The organism is Streptomyces sp. NPDC098101, assembly GCF_044760185.1.
Classification (GTDB): domain Bacteria; phylum Actinomycetota; class Actinomycetes; order Streptomycetales; family Streptomycetaceae; genus Streptomyces.
In genome coordinates this window covers 990,121-1,008,507 of record NZ_JBIWAS010000001.1, presented here as the reverse complement: position 1 = coordinate 1,008,507, position 18,387 = coordinate 990,121, and the positions used below count along the sequence as shown (strand labels likewise).

Annotated in this window: 15 protein-coding genes; 3 read left to right on the top strand and 12 right to left on the bottom strand. The window is 74.9% G+C overall.

Features of this window, described 5'->3' with window-relative positions:
• Positions 1-19: 19 nt before the first annotated feature.
• Both ACIQVI_RS04045 and ACIQVI_RS04040 read right to left on the bottom strand, forming a co-directional pair.
• Positions 20-2,779 carry an AAA family ATPase gene (locus ACIQVI_RS04045; protein ID WP_403590728.1) on the bottom strand — a complete coding sequence of 920 codons (2,760 nt, stop codon included), beginning with the start codon at positions 2,777-2,779 and terminating at the stop codon, positions 20-22.
• 227 nt (positions 2,780-3,006) lie between these two features.
• Positions 3,007-4,461 carry an MFS transporter gene (locus tag ACIQVI_RS04040; protein WP_403590725.1) on the bottom strand — a complete coding sequence of 485 codons (1,455 nt, stop codon included), beginning with the start codon at positions 4,459-4,461 and terminating at the stop codon, positions 3,007-3,009.
• 578 nt (positions 4,462-5,039) lie between these two features.
• Between ACIQVI_RS04040 and ACIQVI_RS04035 the strand changes: the two genes are divergently transcribed.
• From ACIQVI_RS04035 to ACIQVI_RS04025, 3 genes are all read left to right on the top strand, one after another.
• Positions 5,040-5,639 (top strand): TetR/AcrR family transcriptional regulator, encoded by a 600-nt coding sequence (locus ACIQVI_RS04035; RefSeq protein ID WP_403590722.1) that lies wholly within the window; start codon positions 5,040-5,042, stop codon positions 5,637-5,639.
• A gap of 101 nt (positions 5,640-5,740) precedes the next feature.
• Complete coding sequence (locus ACIQVI_RS04030; RefSeq protein WP_161373967.1) at positions 5,741-6,256, top strand: allene oxide cyclase barrel-like domain-containing protein; 516 nt, start codon at positions 5,741-5,743, stop codon at positions 6,254-6,256.
• Positions 6,257-6,264: 8 nt separating this feature from the next.
• A complete protein-coding gene (locus ACIQVI_RS04025; protein WP_403590719.1) occupies positions 6,265-7,305 on the top strand; it encodes an aldo/keto reductase in 1,041 nt (346 codons plus the stop codon).
• A gap of 182 nt (positions 7,306-7,487) precedes the next feature.
• On the opposite strand, the gene ACIQVI_RS04020 is transcribed toward ACIQVI_RS04025, so the two are convergent.
• The 10 genes from ACIQVI_RS04020 to ACIQVI_RS03975 all read right to left on the bottom strand — a co-directional run bounded on the left by ACIQVI_RS04020 (position 7,488) and on the right by ACIQVI_RS03975 (position 18,349).
• A complete protein-coding gene (locus tag ACIQVI_RS04020; protein ID WP_161373969.1) occupies positions 7,488-7,697 on the bottom strand; it encodes a ferredoxin in 210 nt (69 codons plus the stop codon).
• A 14-nt stretch (positions 7,698-7,711) separates the two neighbouring features.
• Positions 7,712-8,926, bottom strand: a complete 1,215-nt coding sequence (locus tag ACIQVI_RS04015) for a cytochrome P450 (protein WP_403590716.1) — start codon at positions 8,924-8,926, stop codon at positions 7,712-7,714.
• A 24-nt stretch (positions 8,927-8,950) separates the two neighbouring features.
• Positions 8,951-10,147, bottom strand: a complete 1,197-nt coding sequence (locus tag ACIQVI_RS04010) for an acyltransferase family protein (protein WP_403590713.1) — start codon at positions 10,145-10,147, stop codon at positions 8,951-8,953.
• 123 nt (positions 10,148-10,270) lie between these two features.
• Complete coding sequence (locus ACIQVI_RS04005) at positions 10,271-10,477, bottom strand: ferredoxin (RefSeq protein WP_351973211.1); 207 nt, start codon at positions 10,475-10,477, stop codon at positions 10,271-10,273.
• Between the two features lie 5 nt (positions 10,478-10,482).
• Entirely contained in the window at positions 10,483-11,670 is a 1,188-nt protein-coding gene (locus ACIQVI_RS04000; protein ID WP_351973210.1) for a cytochrome P450, read from the bottom strand.
• A gap of 444 nt (positions 11,671-12,114) precedes the next feature.
• A complete protein-coding gene (locus tag ACIQVI_RS03995) occupies positions 12,115-13,767 on the bottom strand; it encodes a dipeptide ABC transporter ATP-binding protein (protein WP_403590709.1) in 1,653 nt (550 codons plus the stop codon).
• Positions 13,764-14,573, bottom strand: a complete 810-nt coding sequence (locus ACIQVI_RS03990) for an ABC transporter permease (protein ID WP_351973208.1) — start codon at positions 14,571-14,573, stop codon at positions 13,764-13,766. Before ACIQVI_RS03990 ends, ACIQVI_RS03995 begins: the two co-directional genes overlap by 4 nt.
• Entirely contained in the window at positions 14,570-15,574 is a 1,005-nt protein-coding gene (locus ACIQVI_RS03985) for an ABC transporter permease (protein WP_403590705.1), read from the bottom strand. The genes ACIQVI_RS03990 and ACIQVI_RS03985 overlap by 4 nt, the downstream gene beginning before the upstream one ends.
• Positions 15,559-17,214, bottom strand: coding sequence for an ABC transporter substrate-binding protein (locus tag ACIQVI_RS03980; protein ID WP_403590702.1), 1,656 nt, complete (start codon positions 17,212-17,214; stop codon positions 15,559-15,561). The genes ACIQVI_RS03985 and ACIQVI_RS03980 overlap by 16 nt, the downstream gene beginning before the upstream one ends.
• A 118-nt stretch (positions 17,215-17,332) precedes the next feature.
• Positions 17,333-18,349, bottom strand: a complete 1,017-nt coding sequence (locus ACIQVI_RS03975) for an LLM class flavin-dependent oxidoreductase (protein WP_403590699.1) — start codon at positions 18,347-18,349, stop codon at positions 17,333-17,335.
• Between the last annotated feature and the right edge of the window lie 38 nt (positions 18,350-18,387).

Here is an 18,387-nt window from a genome sequence, read left to right as displayed (position 1 = left end):
GGGCGCGCTCGGGCCGCGCTCAGGCCGCGCGTGCCATCAACCGGACCAGTGCGGCACGGGTGTGGACGCCGAGCTTGCTGTAGATCCGGGTGAGGTGGACGTCGACCGTGCGGGGGCTCACGAGGAGCCGGGCGGCGATGTCCCGGGTCTTCAGGCCCTCGCCCGCGAGCTCCGCGACCTGCCGCTCCCGCAGGGTGAGGTCGGCCAGCGCGTCGCCGTCCGGGCCCGTACGGGCGCAGGCCGCCACGGCGGCGGCGCGGGCGAGGTCGCGGGCGCGCATCCCCGCCGCCGTCTCGCCGAGCAGTCCGTACGCCTCGTCGTAGCAGCGCGCGGCCTGCTCCGGGAGCGAGCGCGCCCGCAGGTCGTGGCCCCGGGCCAGCAGGGCGTGGCCGCGCTGTTCGGCCACGTTGACCACGGCCGCGACGGACTCGGCGCGGTGCGCCCACTCGCCGGCCTCGGCGCCGGTGGCCGCGCAGGCCGCCGCGAGGAGTTCGTAGACGCGCGGCGCGAGGATGGCGGGCGGCTCGGGCATCCGCCGGGTGTCGGCCGGGAACAGCAGCGCCAGCGCGCCCGCGCCGTCGCCGGCCGCGAGCGCCGCCTCGGCGTGCAGCAGGGCGACGACGGAGGTCCGGGGCAGGTCGCCGCCCGGCGCGTCCGGCGGGGTGCGGCGCGACCGGAGGGGTCCGGTGTCCCCGAGCCAGGCCCAGGCGGCGGTCGTGACGGCGTCGGCGAGCGTCACGAGGTGGGGGCGGCCGGCGGCGAGGGCGACGGCGCGGGCCTCCTGCGCGGTCTCCAGCGCCTCGGCCATCCGTCCCGTCTGGTAGGTGACGTAGGCGAGGACGTTGAGCAGCGCGGGCAGCAGGGGGACGTCGCCGCGCAGCCGGGCGGCGGCGAGTGCCCGCTCCACGTGGGCCTGCGCGGGGCCGTACCAGCCCATCGCGGACTCGCCGCAGGCGAGGACGAGGAGGTAGCCGGCGAAGGCGTCGGGGGCGTCGTGGGTCCCCGGTTCGAGGCCGTCGAGGAGTTGGGCGCTGGCGTCCAGGGCGCTCTCGGCGGCGTTCAGGTCCCCGGCGAAGACGGTGCTCAGTCCCTGGAGGGCCAGCGCGCCGCCGGCGGTGAGCGGGGTGGCCTCCCCCATGTGCCGGGTCAGCGCCTCCACGTCCGCGCGGGGCGGGAGCTGTCCGGCGAGCACCCACAGGAGCTGGGACTGGACGTGCAGCGCGGCCTCCTGCTCCGGGTTCGCGTGGCGGGCCGAGAGCAGCGGGGTGAGCAGGGCCTGCGCCTCCTCGACCAGGCCCGCGGCGGCCTGGGCGAGGGCGAGCGGGACGGCGGCGGGCACCCGGTCGGCGGCGGGCCGGTCGGCGAACGCCGCGAGGATCTCGCGGGCCACGCAGCGCAGCCGGGTGACGTCGCCCCCGGCCGCCAGGGCGCGGACGACGGGCAGCCACACGTCGCGTCCGACGAGGTCGGGCCCGGATCCGTGCGGCGCGGCCCGCTGGAGGCGCAGGGCGAAGGTCGTCCACCGGGCCGCGCGGGCCGCGCGTCCGGCGGGCAGGGCGTCCTTGGCGGCGGCGACGAGGACGGTCCGGTCCTCGGGGGTGGCGAGGGCGCCGGAGCGCACGACGTGCGGGGCGAGGTCCACCGGCGGGGCGCCGCGGAGGGTGAGGTGGGCGAGGGCGCGGCGGTGCGCGGCCACCCGCCAGCAGGCGTCGGCCTCGGCGTACAGGAAGTCCCGCAGCAGGGTGTCGCGGAAGGCCAGGGTGCCGGGGCGGCGGGCGGTGCGGACGAGGTCGCGGGCTTCGAGGGTGCCGAGGGCACGGCAGACGCCGGTGTGGGGCGACCGGGTGACGGCGGCGATCGATTCGACGTCGAAGGCCTCGCCGAGGACGGCCGCGGCGTGCGCGACGAGGCGTTCCTCCTCGGTCAGGGGGGCGCATTCGGCGAGCAGCCGGGTCTCCAGGTCCCGGCGGACGTCGAGGTGGACGGGGTCGTCGGGTCCGCCGTCGGCGGCGGCGAGGGCGATGAGGCGGAGCGGGTTGCCGCCGCTGCGGGTGTGGAGCCGGCGCAGTCGCGGCGTGTCGGGCGCGGCGCCCAGGAGTTCGGCGCTCTGGGCGGGGGTGAGGGGGCCGAGGCCGACCTCGTCGACGGTGCCGAGTTCCACGCCGTGCCGGACCGCGAGGCGCAGTCCGACGGAGGCCTGGCGCGGGCGGTGGGCGACGACGGTGACGAGCCCGCCGCCCACGGGCCTGCGGATGAGGGTCTCCAGGAGGCGTACGGAGCAGGGGTCGGCCCAGTGGAAGTCGTCGAGGACCAGCAGGAGTCCGCGCGGCGCGGCGGCCACGCAGTCGGCGAGCAGGCCGCGCAGTTCGGCGTAGTACCGGCAGTCGGAGGTGGGTCCGTCGCCGGCCGGGACGGGGGCGTCGGGGTCCCGGGGCGGCCGGGCGAGCCGGTGCAGCAGGCGGGTGATGGCCGGCGGGGGGCCGTCGGCGCCGAGCGCGCCCGGGGAGTCCAGGCCGCCGAGGGCCTCCGTGAACGGTCCGAAGGACGTCGGTTCCCCGGCGTTCGCGACGCAGAGGCCGCGCAGGGTCACGAGGCCTTCGCGCCGGGCGTCCGCGGCGAGGGCGGCGAGCAGGGCCGTCTTGCCCGAGCCGGGGTCGCCGGTGAGCTCCACGACGGTGTCGCGGCCGATCGCGGCCGACCGGACGAGCTGCCTGAGGGCGTCCCGTTCGGTGTGGCGGACGGTGGTGCGGGTGTGTCTCGATTCGGGGGCGGTGACCATGGCGGCCGGTCTCCTTCCGCGGTCTGAACTGCGGTCCGGACGCCCCGCGGGGCGGCTGGAAACCGCGGGGCGGACAGCAGCATAGGAGAGCACGGGGAGGGAGGTTTGTCCCGCAACAAAACCTTCATGCAACTGCGTGGGGGCGGGCCGGCGGGCCGGGAGGGTAAAGTCCCGGCCCGCCGGTGGGCGGTTCACGCCCCGGTTCGCGCCCCGGTTCAGATCGCGGTTCAGGCCTCGGTTCGCTCCTCGGTCCGCTCCTCGGGCGCGGTGGCCGTTTTCCGTGCCCCCGGGCCGTACCAGAAGAGGACGGCGACGAGCAGCGCGAGGACGGTCAGCGCCGAGGCCCAGACGAACACGGAGGAGATCGTGTCGGCGACCACGCCGTTCCCGGCGGTGAAGGGGACGAGCAGCACCGCGAGGCCGACCGAGCCACCGATGGTCAGGGCGGTCTGGAGGACTCCGGCGGTCACTCCGGCGTACTCGGGCGGGGCCGTCGTCAGGATGATCAGGTTGAACGGGATGATGGCCACGCCGACCCCGACGCCGATGAGCACGATCTGCGGCAGGACTCCGGTGACGTACGCGCTGTCGCCGTCGAGCAGGCTCAGCCAGGCCACTCCGGCGAGGACGACGACCAGGCCGCCGATCGCGCGGAGCTTGAGGTCGATCGCGGCGAGGCGCTTGGTGAGGACCTGGGTGGTGAACAGCAGGGCGGCGCCGAAGGGAAGGATGGCGAGGCCGCTCTGCAGGGCGTTCAGGCCGAGCACGTTCTGCAGGTACTGGACCAGGTAGATCAGGTAGCTGGTGAGGACGGCGGCGAGCAGCAGCAGGTTGAGGAAGGATCCGGCGCGCACCCGGTCGGTGAAGATCCGGGCGGGCAGGAGGGGTTCGGCGCTGCGGGTGTCGACGGCGAGCAGCGCGATCCACAGCACGGCGGAGACGGCGAGCGGGACGACGGTCCCGGTGTCGCCCCAGCCCTTCTCGGCGGCGTGCACGAATCCGTACACGAGGGTGGTCACGGCTCCGCCGACGAGGACGGCGCTGGGCAGGCCGAGGGAGCGGCGCCGCGTGGGGCCGTCGTCGGTGCCGAGCGCCTTGACGGCGACGAGCACGAGGGCGAGGCCGACGGGGACGTTGACGAGGAGGCTCCAGCGCCAGTCCCCGACCCAGGTCAGGAGGCCGCCGAGGACCATGCCGGCGGAGGCGCCGAGGCCGGTGACGGTGGAGTAGAGGCCGAAGGCGCGCTGGCGGCGTTCGCCCTCGAAGACGAGGGCGAGGAGGGCGAGTCCGGTCGGTCCGGCGACGGCGGCGCCGGCGCCCTGGAGGGCGCGTCCGACCAGCAGGACCTCCAGGTTGGGAGCGAGGCCGGCGATCAGGGAGGCCGCGACGACGAGCAGGATGCCGCCGAGGAAGACCTTGCGGTGGCCGAGGACGTCGCCGAGCCGGCCGGCCAGGAGCAGCAGGCCGCCGAAGGCGAGGAGGAAGGCGTTGGGCACCCAGGAGGCCGCGGCGACGCCGACGTCGAGGTCCTCCTGGAGGGCGGGCAGGGCGACGTTCACGATGGTGCCGTCGAGCTGGAGCATGAACTCGGCGCCGACGATGGCGGTGAGGGCGAGGCCCCAGGGGGCGCGTGCGGGGGCGGCGTCCTTCGGGATGCCGTCGGGGACGGTTTCTGCGGTCACGGGTGGGTCCTCCACGGTCGGCGACCGTCCGCCGGGATGCGGATCGGGCGGGACGGGTCGGGTGGGACGGGTCGGGTGGGACGGGTCGGGTGGGACGGGTCGGGGCGGGTGAGATGGGTCGCGCGGGGGTGATCGGGCGGTGCGGGTCGGGCCCGTACGGGCCGGGCTGATCGGGCGGTGCAGATCGGACCGATCGGGCAGGGCCGGACTGACGGGGCAGGCTGACGGGGCGGTACGGATCGGAGCGGGCCGGGCCGATAGGGCGGTACGGGTCGGGCCGGGCCGACCGCGCGGGCGGGGCCGCCGGGTCGACCGGGCGGTACGGGTCGAGTGCTGCGGGTCGGATCGAGCGGTACGGGTCGGGCCGGGCCGATCGGCGGTGCGGGGCGGGCGGTACGGGGCGAGCGGTACGGACCGGGCGCGGCGGTGCCGCCCGGAGCGGAACGTCCGGCGGGGTCGCCGGAGTGGTGGAGCCGTCGGTGCGCGGTCGACCGGCTCGGGCTACTATCGTGAGACAGCCTCAGGTTAACTGGCCGCAGTTAACCTGAGGCGACCTCAGGTAGTCAAGTGGAGGCCCCGTGGCAGACAACCCGCCCTACATCGCGCAGCGCCCGAAGCGGGCCGACGGCGCCCGCAACTACGACGCGATCCTGGCCTCGGCGCGCAAGGCCTTCGAGGCGGAGGGCGCCGACGCCTCCCTGGAGGACATCGCCGCCCGGGCCGGCGTCGCGATCGGCACCCTCTACCGGCACTTCCCGACCCGCGCCGCGCTGGTCGAGGCGGCCACCCGGGACGGCCTCGCCGACCTGGTCGCGCGCGCCGAGAGCCTGGCCGGGGACGGCGATCCGCTGGAGGCCCTGGCCGCGTGGATGAGCCGGGCCGTCCGGCACTTCAGCACGTTCCGCGGCCTGGTCGGCATCCTCACCCGGAGCATGTACGACGAGGGCACGCCCTCGCACGCCGCGTGCGCCGCGATGCACAGCGGCGGCGCGGACCTGCTGCGCGCCGCCCAGCGGTCCGGGCAGGTGCGCCCCGACGTCACGCCCGACGAGCTGTTCGACCTGCTCAGCGGGGCGGCCTGGGTGCGGGAGAACGCGCTGCCCGACGGAGCGGACCGCGGCGAGCGGTACCTCCGGCTGGTCCTGGAGGGCATCGTGGCACACCCCGGGGCGGGGTGAGTCCGGGGCGGGCGGCCCCGCCCCGCCCCCTTTAGCGCCGCTTGAGCGGGCCCTCCTAGCGTCGGCGGGAATCGGCACATCCCGCATCTGGAGGGCTCATCGTGGTGCTGCAGGTCCTGTCCGACTGGCTCACGCCGCTGGTCGCCACACCCCCGAAGACCGTCTCCCCGGAGGTCGGCGCACTCCGCGACACCGGAAGGTCCCTGATCCTGCGCGACCTCACCGAGAAGGTCGTCGCGTACGAGTCGAACAACCCGGACCCCACCGGCACCACGCCCACCGAGAAGGACTTCGCCACCGTACGGCTGGAGATCTTCGGCCCCGACGGCACCCGGATCGGGCGGACCGAGGGCGCCGGCCGGATGCTCTACCGCCAGGAGGAGGACGGCCACTTCATCGCGTACTTCGGCGAGGAGATCACGCTCGACGACGGCAACGTCGTCCGGGCGGGCGGGCTCGTCGACGACGCCCGGCTGACCGCCGGCGAGTACGCGACGTTCCCCGCCGTCGTGGTCGGCGGGCCGCTGCGCGGCGCGATCGGCTTCCGGCAGTTCCGTCCCCTGGCCAAGGAGTCGCACACCACGTACGAGTCCTCGATCGTCCTGTACCGGAGGTGACGCGCGCCATGCCACCGGCCTCCGCCGCGCGCCCCGCCGTCCCCCCGGCCGCTCCCCCGGCGCCGCTGCCCACCCGCCGCGTCGGCTCGCTGACGGTGGGCGCCCAGGGGCTCGGCTGCCTGGGCCTGTCCGAGTTCTACGGTCCGGTCGCCCCCGACACCGCGGTCGCCACGATCCGCCGCGCCCTCGACCTGGGCGTCACCCTCCTCGACACCGCCGACGTGTACGGGCACGGCGCGAACGAGGAGCTGGTCGGCCGGGCGGTCGCCGGGCGCCGCGACGAGGCGGTGATCTCCACGAAGTTCGGCGTCGTCCGGCCCGGTCCGGGCGTCGGCACGGGCATCCGGGGCGACGCGGCCCACGTCCGGGAGAGCTGCGAGGCCTCGCTGCGCCGGCTCGGCGTCGACCACATCGACCTGTTCACGCTCACCCGCCTCGACCGGAACGTCCCCGTCGAGGAGACCGTCGGGGCCCTGGCCGAGCTGCAGAAGGCGGGGAAGATACGGGAGTTCGGGCTGAGCGAGGCGGGGCCCCGGACCCTGGAGCGGGCGCACGCCGTCGCCCCGGTGGCCGCGCTGCAGACCGAGTGGTCGCTGTGGTCGCGGGGCATCGAGCGCGAGGTGGTGGAGGTGTGCCGGCGGCTCGGCATCGCGATCGTCCCGTACGCGCCGCTCGGACGCGGGTTCCTGACCGGCACGGTCCGCTCCGCCGACGCGTTCGGCGAGGGCGACTTCCGCGGCTTCGGGCTGCCCCGGTTCACCCGGGACAACCTCGCCGCGAACCTGCCGCTGGCCGACCGGCTGACCGCGCTCGCGGCGGAGTTCGGCACGACGGCGGCCCGGTTGGCGCTGGCCTGGCTGCACCACCGGGGTCCGGACGTCGTCCCCGTCCCCGGGACCGGTGACCCGGAGCACCTGGCGGAGAACGCCTCGGCGGTCGGCCTCCGGCTCACCCCGTCCCAGCTCGCGGCGATCGAGGCGGCGGTCCCGGCGGACGAGGTCCACGGCGCCCGCTGGAACGAGCAGAGCCTGGCGTACGTCGAGGAATGACGGACGGGACGGGTCCCGGGCGTTCCGGGGCGCGCACGGCGAAGCGGGGCGGCCTCCCTGGTCAGGGGGGCCGCCCCGCCGCCTTTCGCGTGGCGCCGTATGCGGTGGTGTCCGTACGGAGCGGCGCCCGTACGGAATGGCGCCCGTACGGAGTGGCGCCCGTGCGCCGCGGCGCCCGCCCGTTACCGGAGGGCCTCCTCGTCCCGCGACAGCGACAGCGCGCGGGACGGGCAGAGGTCCACGGCCAGTTCGAGCTCCTCCAGGAAGTCCTCGCCCGGCTTCTCGTCCACGACCACCACCAGGCCGTCGTCGCCGTGGTCGAAGACCCCGGGGACGGTGACCGCGCAGTGTCCGGCCGCCATGCAGCGGTTCCGGTCGGCGTGCACCCGCATCGTCGTCCCCTCCCTCACCACTCGACCGGCAGGCGGTGCACGCCCTGCATGGTTCCGCCGCTGCGGGACGGGAGTTCGGCGACCGGGGTCGCCGTCCGCAGTCCCGGTATCCGGGCGAAAAGGGTGGTGAAGGCCACCTCCAGCTCCATCCGCGCGAGGTTCTGGCCCAGGCACTGGTGGATGCCGAAGCCGAACGTGAGGTGCTGCCGGGCCGACGCGGCGCCACCGCGGCCGTCGGACCGGTGGATGTCGAAGGCGTACGGGTCCTCGTAGACCGCGGGGTCGCGGTTGGTCATCGAGGAGGAGACCAGTACGCCCTCCCCCGCCCTGATGACCTCGCCGTCGACCTCGATGTCCTCCTTCGCGACCCGGACCCCGGAGACGTCCGTCACCGAGACCATCCGCAGCAGCTCGTCCACGGCCGCCGGCACCGCTTCCGGCGGCGCCGCGCGGAACGCGGCCAGCTGGTCCGGGTGTTCGAGGAGGGTGACCACGCCGAGGGCGATCATCTGCGAGGTCGTGTCGTGGCCGCCGATCAGCAGGGCCAGCGCGATCCGCAGCAGGTCCTCCCGGGTGAGGTCCTCGCCGTCGACCCGGCCGGCGAGCCGGCCGAGCACGCCGTCCCCGCCGCCCGGCGTGCGCTCCTTCGCGGTGATGAGCTCGTCGAGGTAGTCCCACAGCGCCCGGCCCGCGGCCTCGGCGCCCTCGGCGTCCTTCGCCTGGAGCAGGCCCACGGTCTTCTCCTCGAAGAAGGCGTGGTCCTCGTACGGGACGCCGAGGAGCTGGGAGATCACCATCGACGGGATCGGCAGGGCGAAGTCCTCGACCAGGTCCGCGGGCGGCCCCTTGCGGAGGATGTCGTCCACCAGCTTCCCGGCCAGCTCCTCGACCCCGGGGCGCATCTCGCGGACGTGCTTGAGGCTGAAGTCGGGGGCGAGCAGGCGCCGGTGCACGTCGTGGACCGGCGGGTCGAAGCCGATGATGGCGATCGGTTTGAAGATGGGCGCCTCGAAGCGCGGCAGCACCACGGGGAAGTCGTCCCGGGACCGGTCGGCGGAGAGCCTCGGGTCGGCGAGGAGCTTCCGTCCGGTGGCGTGTCCGGTGACCATCCAGAGGGACGAGCCGTCCCACAGGGTCACCCGGTGCAGCGGTCCGCCGCGCCCGAGCTCCTGGTAGCCCGGGGAGGGTTGGTAGGGGCAGGTCCTGTCCTGGGGATAGGAGAGCGCCATACGGGTTCCTTCCGTCGTGTCGGGTCAGTCCGACGCCGCCGGCGCGGTGGGCGCCGCCGGGGTCCTTCCGTCCGCCGCGGCCGACGGCGGGACGGCGTGCGGGACGGCGTGCGGGGCGGGGAGCGGCTTCGGGCGCCCCCAGCGGCGCATTCCCGGTTCCTCCACCAGCCGGTACAGCGCCCAGGCGAGCAGGGTGGTGACGGCGAACAGTGCGGCCAGCAGGGCGGTGGCCGGCACCGCGTCCCAGGTCCGGCCCGCGCCGAGGACCGTGTGGCCGTACACCAGGACCAGGAAGTGCACGAGGTACGAGGCGTACGAGACGGCTCCCAGCCACTGCAGGACGCGTCCCCGGAACGGCGAGAAGCCGCCGCGCACGTCCGCCGTGGCCACCGCCGGGATCAGCAGGGCGAGCGGCGCCACGATCGGCGCGGTGAGGCTGTAGACGCCGGGGAACTGGGAGACCTGGACGGCGAAGCCGAGGACGAGCAGGGCCAGCGCCGGCACCGGACCGAAACGGATCCAGCCGCCGGTGCGGACGATCCGGGCCATGACGATGCCGAGCGTGAAGTCCAGCGCGCGCACCGGCGGGAAGGAGACCAGGAGCCAGTTCTGGGTGAGCGTCATGTCCTGCCCCGGCAGCTTCGGCTCGCCCGGGAGCCAGGCCTGCGCGACGGCGGGCAGCAGCATGATCACCGCGACGACGGCGGCCGCGGCCCACCACAGGCGACGGGCCGGGATGCGCCGGACGAGGGCGTACAGCAGCGGGAACGCGAGGTAGAACAGCAGGTCGCAGGCGAGGGACCAGGTGACCACGTTGAGCGACAGGATGACGTCGAGCCGCGGGTACCAGGTGTGCACCAGGAACAGGCTCGGCAGCAGTTTCACCAGGTCGAGCGTCTGGCCGGCCCAGAGCGCGAGGGCGAGGGCGGCGAACCAGGTGACGACGTGGTTCGGGTAGACCTTGGCGAGCCGGCGGCGCCAGAAGCGGCGGGCCGGCTGCCCCTCCCGCACCGACCAGGTGAGGACGAAGCCGCTGAGGACGAAGAAGAACTCCACCCCGAGCCACCCGATCGCGAAGGCGTAGGGCCGCAGGACCGCCTCGGTCTCCGGATGGTAGAAGCCGAGGACGAAGGAGTGGCAGAGGAAGACCAGGAAGGCCGCGGCGAAGCGCATTCCGGTGAGCGAGGGGAGTCTGGAGGGCTCCGTCGGCTGGGAGGACATGTGTCTCTTCTCGTCGGGGGTTCTCGTGCGGGGGCTCGCGTGGGGGCGCCCGTACGGGGGCTCGTGCGGGGGGCCGTACGGAGGCTCGTGCGGGGGCTCGTGCGACTGGGGGCCGTCGCCGGGTCAGTGCGGGGACGGGCGTTCGGTGACGTCGATGGCCCGCGCCGGGCACAGGTAGGCGGCCTTGCGGGCGCGGTCGTGGTGCTCGGGGGCGGGCTCCGGGGTCAGGAGGACGACGATGCCCTCGTCGTCCTGGTCGAAGACCTCGGGGAGGGTGGCCATGCAGCGGCCGCCGCTGATGCAGGACTCCCGGTCGGCGTGCAGCAGCATGGCGGTCACCACTCGACGGGCAGGGACAGCACGCGCTGCACCGTGCCCGCGCCGAGGATCGGCAGCTCGTCCACGCCGACGGCCAGCCGCATGTCGGGGATGCGGGTGAGCAGCTCCCGGAAGGCGACCTCCAGTTCGAGGCGGGCGAGGTTCTGGCCGAGGCACTGGTGGATGCCGAAGCCGAAGGTGACGTGGTGGGTGTCGGAGCGCAGGACGTCGAACTCGTCGGGCCGCTCGTGGAAGTTCTCGTCGCGGTTGGCGAGGGTCCCGGAGACGAGGACGCCCTCGCCCGCGCGGATGAGGTGGCCGGCGATCTCGATGTCGCCCTTGGCGATCCGGGTGGCGACGAGGTCGGTGGTGGCGATGAAGCGCAGCAGCTCCTCGACGGCGCCGGGCAGCCGGCTGCGGTCCTCGTGGAGCCTGGCGAGCTGGTCGGGGTGTTCGAGGAGGGTGATGAGGCCGAGGGCCAGGGACGAGGAGGTGGTCTCGTGGGCGGCGATGAGGAGGACGAGCGCGATGGAGACGAGCTCCTCGTGGCCGATGTCGCCGGTGAGCACCCGCTCGGTGACGAGCTGTCCGAGCAGGCCGTCCGTGGGGGACTTGATCTGCTCGGTGACCAGGCCGTCGATGTAGTCGACGAGGTTCTGCGCGGCGGTCGCCGACTCCTCCTCGGTGCCCAGCATGACCTTGCCGCTGGCGTCCTGGAAGAACTCGTGGTCCTCGTAGGGGACGCCGAGGTGGCGGCAGATGACGAGGGACGGCAGCGGCACGGCGAGCAGCGGCACCAGGTCCGCCGGCGGGCCGTGGGCGATGATCCGGTCGACGAAGCCGGAGACGATCTTCTCGATCTCCGGCCGCATCCGCCGGACCTGCTTGAGGCTGAAGTGCGGGTTGAGGTAGCGCCGGTAGATGTCGTGCTCCGGCGGGTCCATCGCGATCAGGGCGAGGCTGCGGGCGATGGCGGACCGGAAGCGGGGCGCGACGATGGGGAAGTCGGGGTGGGTGCGCAGCGAGGAGAGGTTCGGGTGGGTGAGGATCTCCCGGGACTCCTTGTAGCCGGTGACCATCCAGGCCTCGCGGCCGTCGAACAGGGTCACCTTGAGGACCGGTCCCGCCTCGCCGATCGCGCGGTATCCGGCGGGCGGCTGGTAGGGGCACGTGCGCGGCTGCGGGTACGGCGGTGCTTCTGCCATTGCCTTCTCGTCCTTCGAACGGGGGCGGAACGCCGGGGTGCGGGTGACGGGGCGGCCCCGTGGACCGGGGCCGGAATCGGGAGGCGCCGGCCTCGGGGCCCCGGGGGGCCGGAGAGCGACCCGGGTGCCGGGGACCGAAGCCGGGGCTGTCGAGCTGTCGAGCCGTCCGGCCCCCGGGACCGGAGCCGCAGGAGCCAGGGCCGTGGGGCCCTGGGGCCGTGAGCCGTGGATCCTGGGACGGTCGGACCGTCGGGGCCGGAGTCGTAGGAGCCGGACGTGTACGGAGCGGACGTGTACGGACCGGACTTGTAGGGACCGGAGCCGTAAGGACCGGAACCGTCGGGATCCGGTCGTCGGGAGGGGTGCCGCCGTGGAGGCTTCGGCACCGTGCACGGTGACGCTATTGAGCCGCGGGACGCCGGGCAAGCGCGGTTAAGCGCCGCTTCAGAACCCCTTTCGTCCGGTGCCGGGCGGACGCGGTACGGCCGCCAGGAGGGCGCGGGTGTAGGGGTGTTCGGGAGCCCGGAGGACCCGCTCGGCCGTACCGGACTCGACGACCCGTCCGTCCTTCATGACGGCGACCCGGTGGCTCAGCCGCCGCACCACGCCCAGGTCGTGCGAGACGAACACGTAGGCCACGCCCAGGCGTTCCTGGACGCGGATCAGGACGTCGAGGACCTGGGCCTGGACGGAGGCGTCGAGGGCGGAGACCGGCTCGTCGCAGACGACGACGTCGGGGCCCGGCGCGAAGGCGCGGGCGATCGCGAGGCGCTGCGCCTGGCCGCCGGACAGGTCGCGGGCCCGGCGGTCCAGGACGTCGGGCCCGAGGTCGACGTGCTCCAGGAGCTCGGCGACGCGGGCCGCGCGGGCCTCCCGGGGGGTGCCGATCGCCCGCAGCGGCTCCTCGAGGAGCTGCCGGGCGGTGTAGCGGGGGTCGAAGGAGCCGAGCGGGTACTGGTGGATCATCTGGACGCGCCGGCGGGCCGCGCGGCGTTCGGCGCGGGTGCGTTCGGTCCAGGTGCGCCCGTCGAGCTCCACGCGGCCCGCGTCGGGCGCGACGACCCCCAGCAGCATCCGGCCCACGGTGGTCTTGCCGGAGCCGGACTCGCCGACGACGCCGAGGGTCTCCCCGGCCCGTACGGTGAGCGACACCCCGTCGACGGCGGTGAGTTCGGGCCGGCCGGGCAGCCGGTAGCGCTTCACCAGCCCCTCGGCGCGCAGCAGGACGGGCCCGGGTTCGGGCGCGGCCCTGGTCTCCTCGCCGGGGACGGCCGCGACCAGGGCCCGGGTGTACGGGTGGCGGGGCGCGGACAGGATCCGCCCGGCGGGGCTCTCCTCGACGAACCGTCCGTCCTTCATGACGTGGACGCGGTCGGCCAGTTCGCCCACGACGCCGAGGTCGTGGCTGATGAGCAGGACGGCGGTGCCGTCGCGGGCGCGGGCGCGCAGCAGCCGGAGGATCTGCTGCTGCACGGTGGCGTCGAGGGCGGTGGTGGGCTCGTCGGCGATGAGCAGGTCGGGGCGGGCGGCGAGCGCGGAGGCGATCAGGGCGCGCTGGCGCAGGCCGCCGGAGAGCTGGTGGGGGTACTGGGCGGCCCGGGCCCGGGGGTCGGGGACGCCCGCCGCTTCGAGCAGCCGTTCCGTCTCGTCCCGGATCCGCGGGGGCGGGACGGTCCGGTGGGTGCGCAGGGGTTCGGCGACCTCCGCGCCGACGCGGCGGAGCGGGTCGAGCGAGCCGAGCGCGTCCTGGAGGACGAAGCCGATGCGCCGGCCGCGCAGCGCGCGCAGCCGGCGGCCGTCGAGTCCGCGCAGGTCGACGCCGTCGAAGGTCAGCGCGGCGGCCCGTACGTCGGCCCCGTCGCCGGCCAGGCCGACGAGGCTGCGGGCCGTGACGCTCTTGCCGGAGCCGGACTCGCCGACGACGGCGACGATCTCCCCCGGCCGTACGGTGAACGACACCCCGCGCACCGCCTCGACCCGGCGGCGGCCGCGGCCGAAGGAGATGGTCAGGTCCTCCACCCGGACCAGCTCGCGCGCGGCCGGTCCTTCGGAGGTCTTCGGGGCCGAGGCCGGTGCCGTGCGGGACTCGGTGCTCATGCGGTGCTCCCGTCGACGGTGCGCTGGAGGTGGCGGCCGACCGTCGTGATCGCGAGGACGGCGAGGGTGATGGCCGCGCCCGGGAAGGCGGCGGGCCACCAGGCGAGGGCGAGGAAGTCGCGGCTGCCGGCCAGCATCGCGCCCCACTCGGCGGTGGGCGGCTGGGGGCCGAGTCCGACGAAGCTCAGGCTGGAGCTGGCGACGATCATCGCGCCGAGGGAGACGGTGGCGAGCGCGAGGACCGGCCCGAGCGCGTTGGGCAGGACATGCCGCAGGACCACCTGGGGGCGGGTCCAGCCGAAGCCGTACGCGGCCTCGACGTACGTACGGCCGCGCAGCGAGATCACCTCGGCGCGGGTGACCCGGGCGAAGCCGGGCAGCGCGCCGACGGCGAGGCCGACGGTGGCGGCGCCCGCGCCGGGGCCGAGGACGGCGACGACGAGGAAGACGAGGAGGAGGCCGGGCACGGAGAGCAGGACGTCGAGGAACCGGCCGATGGCCTGGTCGGCGAAGCGGCCGAGCTGGGCGGCGGCGACGCCGACGAGGGCGCCGCCGACGAGGGCCAGGACGACCGCGCCGACGCCGATGAGCAGCGACGGCCGGGCTCCGTACACGATCCGCGCGTACAGGTCGCGGCCGTTCTGGTCGGTGCCGAGCCAGTGCCCGCCGCCGGGCGGGCGCAGCAGGGCGTCGACGTCGGCCGCGTCGGGGTCGACGGAGGTGAAGAGGCCGGGGAAGGCGGCCATGGCGGTGAGCACGGCGAGGACCGCCACGCCGGTCCAGAGGCCGATGCGGGGACGGGTCACGCGGGCCTCCCGGTGTCGCGGATCCGGGGGTCGACGAGCCACTGGAGGGCGTCGACGAGGAGGTTGACGAGGACGAACACGGCGGCGGCGAGCAGCACGACGGCCATGACGACGGGCATGTCCTTGTTCTGGACCGCCGACAGCACCAGCCGGCCGACGCCCTGCCGGGAGAAGACGATCTCGACGATCACGGCCCCGCCGATCAGAGAGCCCGCGATCCAGCCCAGGAGCGTCGTCGCGGGCAGCAGGGCGTGCCGGAGCACGTGCCGGAGGCGGAGGCCGAGTTCGCCGATGCCGCGGGCGCGGGCGGTCACCACGAAGGGTTCGCCGAGGGCGCGGAGCAGTCCTTCGCGGAGCACCTGGGCAACCACGGCGGTGGGGGCGGCGGCGAGCGCGAGCGTCGGCAGGACCAGTCCGCTCGCGCCGGGCGCGCCGACGGTCGGGAACCAGCCCAGGCCGAAGGAGAAGAAGGTCAGCAGGAGCAGGCCGAGCCAGAACGGCGGCAGGGCGACGACGACGGACTCGGCGGCGGCGAAGAGGCTCCGCACCCAGTGGTGGCGGTGCGCCCCGAGGACGGCGAGGACGACCGAGCCGACGGCGGTGACGAGGAGGGTGGAGCCGATCAGGGTGAGGGTGGCGGGGAGCTGGGAGCCGACGGCCTCCCACACGGGTTGGCGCAGCACGTACGAGTCCCCGAAGTCGCCGCGGAGGATCCGGGCGAGGTGGTCGAGGTACTGGGTGAACAGCGGGTCGTCCAGGTGGTGTTCGGCGATGATCTCGGCGCGGACGCGGGGCGGGACGCTGGACCGGGCGAGCAGCACGTCCACGGTGCTGCCCGGCATGATCCGGAGGACCACGAAGGCGAGGGTGACCGCGCCCCACAGGACGACGACGGCGCCGGCCGCGCGGCCGAGGACGAGCCGGAGGAGGCGGACGGGACGGGCCCGCTCCCGGGCGGTGTCGCCGGGAGCGGGCCCGTCGCCGGTCAGGAGGCCAGCCATGTCGCGTAGAAGCCCGCGGAGCCGTCGGCGGTGAAGCCGGTGCCGCGCACCGCGTCGCGGGTGGCGAGGGTGGAGACGGGCGAGTAGATCGGCAGGACGGCGGCGTCCTCGGTGATCCGCCGCTGCACCTCGCGGTAGATCCGGAACTGTTCCTTCTGGTCGGTGGCGCGCTGTGCGTCGGCGAACAGCTTCTGCACGTCCGGGGCGTCGTAGCGGGCCATGTTGTTGCTGATGCCGCGGGTGGGGGTGGGGATGTTCTCCTTGCTGAACAGGACGCGCAGGACGTCGGGTCCGGGCGAGGAGAAGCTGGTGTCGATGATCTCGTAGTCGCCGGCGAGCAGCCGCTCGACGAAGGTGCCGCCGTCGACGTTCTCCTCGACGAACTCGACGCCGAGCTTCTTGCCGGCGGCCTGGATCTGCACGGCGAGGTTGGTGATGGACGGGTCGGACCACAGGTGCCGGACGCGCAGCCGCTTGCCGTCCTTGGTGCGGTAGCCCTGGGCGTCGCGGGCGGTCCAGCCCGCCCGGTCGAGGAGCCGGCCCGCCTCTTCGGGGTCGTGGGCGTAGGCGGCGGCGAGGGAGGCGTCGTGGCCGGGGGTGGTCGCGGAGAGGGGGCCCTCGGCGGAGGGGTACTGGCCGAAGTGGACGCGCTGGGCGATGGTGGACCAGTCGATGCCGGCGCGCAGCGCCTTGCGGACGGCGGCGTCGGCGAGCGGGCCCTTGGCGGTGTTCGGCCAGTAGCTGTAGTTGGCGCCGGGGAAGCTGGTGCTGTGGAGCGTGAAGCCGGGGGTCTCGCGGAGCCGGCGGGTGCTGGTGGGGTCGAGTCCGGTGGCGGCGTCGACCTGGCCGCTGGTGAGCGCGCCGAAGCGGGAGGCGTTGTCCGGGACGACCTGGACCCGGATGCCGTCGAGGTGGGCCGGGCCGGAGTGGCCGGCGGACTTGGGGGCCCAGGCGTGGTCGGGGTTCCGGGTGTAGTCGATGCCCTTCTGCGCGACGAGTCCGGTGGCGGTGCGGAACGGGCCGGTGCCGACGATCTTCTTGCAGAGCGCGGCGGTGGATCCCTTGAGGCCGGCCGGGGACTCGATGCCGAGGTTGGGCAGCGCGAGGGCGCCGAGGAAGCCGGAGTCGGGCTGTTTCAGGGTGATCTCGACCGTGTGGGGGTCGACGGCCCGGGAGGACTTGTAGGCGGAGATGAGGCTGGAGGCGAGCAGGGACTTGGTCGCGGGGTCGGCGACGTGGTCGAGGTTGGCGACCACGGCCGCCGCGTCGAAGCGGGCGCCGTCGGTGAAGGTGACGTCGTCGCGGAGGGCGAAGGTGTAGGTCCGTCCGTCGGGCGACAGCGTCCAGCTCTTGGCCAGCCAGGGCTCGAAGGCGCCCTTGGGGGTCTGGTGGACCAGGGAGTCCAGGATCGGCCGGGAGAGCAGCCGGGCGGCCTCGGTGGGGCTCTGGTGGGGGTCGAGGCACTCGGGTTCCTTGGCGATGGCGACCCGCAGGGTGCCCCCGTCGCGGGGCGGGCCGCCGGCGGGGCCGCCGCCGGTCCCGGTCTCCGCGGAGCACGCGGTCACCAGTGCCGTCAGGAGGGCGGTCCCCGCCGCCAGGGTGGCGGATCTCTTCGTCCGTGTCCGTGTACCCGAGTGCATACTCGTCGTCCTCATCGCTTGTGCCGTGACGTTCGGTGAGTCACGGTGCACGGCCTGCCTAAAGCCGGTCTGAAAGCGGGCGGAGGACGGGTGCGCGGGGCGGCCGGGGGCGGGCCGGTCAGAGGGAGGCGGCGATCTTCGCGACGAGTTCGTACGAGCGGATCCGGGCCTCGTGGTCGGGGACCTGGGTGAGGACGAAGAGTTCGTCGGCGCGGGTGCGGGCGACGAACTCGGCGAGGCGGGGCGCGACGCGGTCCGGGGAGCCGACGAACTGGGGGTCGACGCGCGAGCGGAGGAAGTCCCGTTCGGCGGAGGTGTAGGTGTGCGCGGCGGCCTCCTCCTCGGTGGGCAGGACGCCCTCCGGGTCGACGGTGCGCATGAGGATCTGGCCGTACACGAAGGCCTCGGCGAGCCGGTGGGCGCGCGCGTCGCTGTCGGCGGCGACCGCTATCACCGCGACGCAGGCGTGCGGTTCGGGGCGGTTCGGGGCGGGCCGGAACGCCTCGCGGTAGGCGTCCAGGGCCTCGGGGGCGCCGCCGCCGACGATGGCGTGGGCGTAGACGTACGGCAGTCCGGCCCGTCCGGCGTGGACGGCGCTGCCGATGCTGGAGCCGACGAGCCAGAACCGGGGCGGGACCTCGGGCTCGGGGACCGCCCGCACGCCCTGGTGGCCTCCGGCGAAGTAGCCGCGCAGCTCGTCGAACTGGGCGTCGAAGCCGAGTCTGCGGGGGTCGCCGAGGCGGGCGGCGGAGGCGGGCGAGCCGCCGGTGGCCCGGCCGAGTCCGAGGTCGACGCGGCCGGGGTAGAGGCTGGCGAGCACGCCGAACTGTTCGGCGACGGCGAGGGCGGAGTGGTTGGGCAGCAGGACCGCTCCGGACCCGACGGTGAGGGTGCGGGTGGCCTGGAGCAGGGGTCCGGCGAGGACGGCGGGGCTGGACGTGGCGAGGGCGGGGGTGCTGTGGTGCTCCGCCACCCAGTAGCGGCGGTAGCCGAAGCCCTCCACCGCCGCGGCCAGGTCGACGGAGCGGCGCAGCGCGTCGCCGGGCGTGTCGCCCCGCCAGACCGGGACCGTGTCGTGCACCGAAATAGCGATTCCCTCGGCCACCGGGTTCTCCTCCTGCTGCTGGGTGGTCACCGGTCTCGCGGACGCGATCCTGAGGCGACCTCATGTTG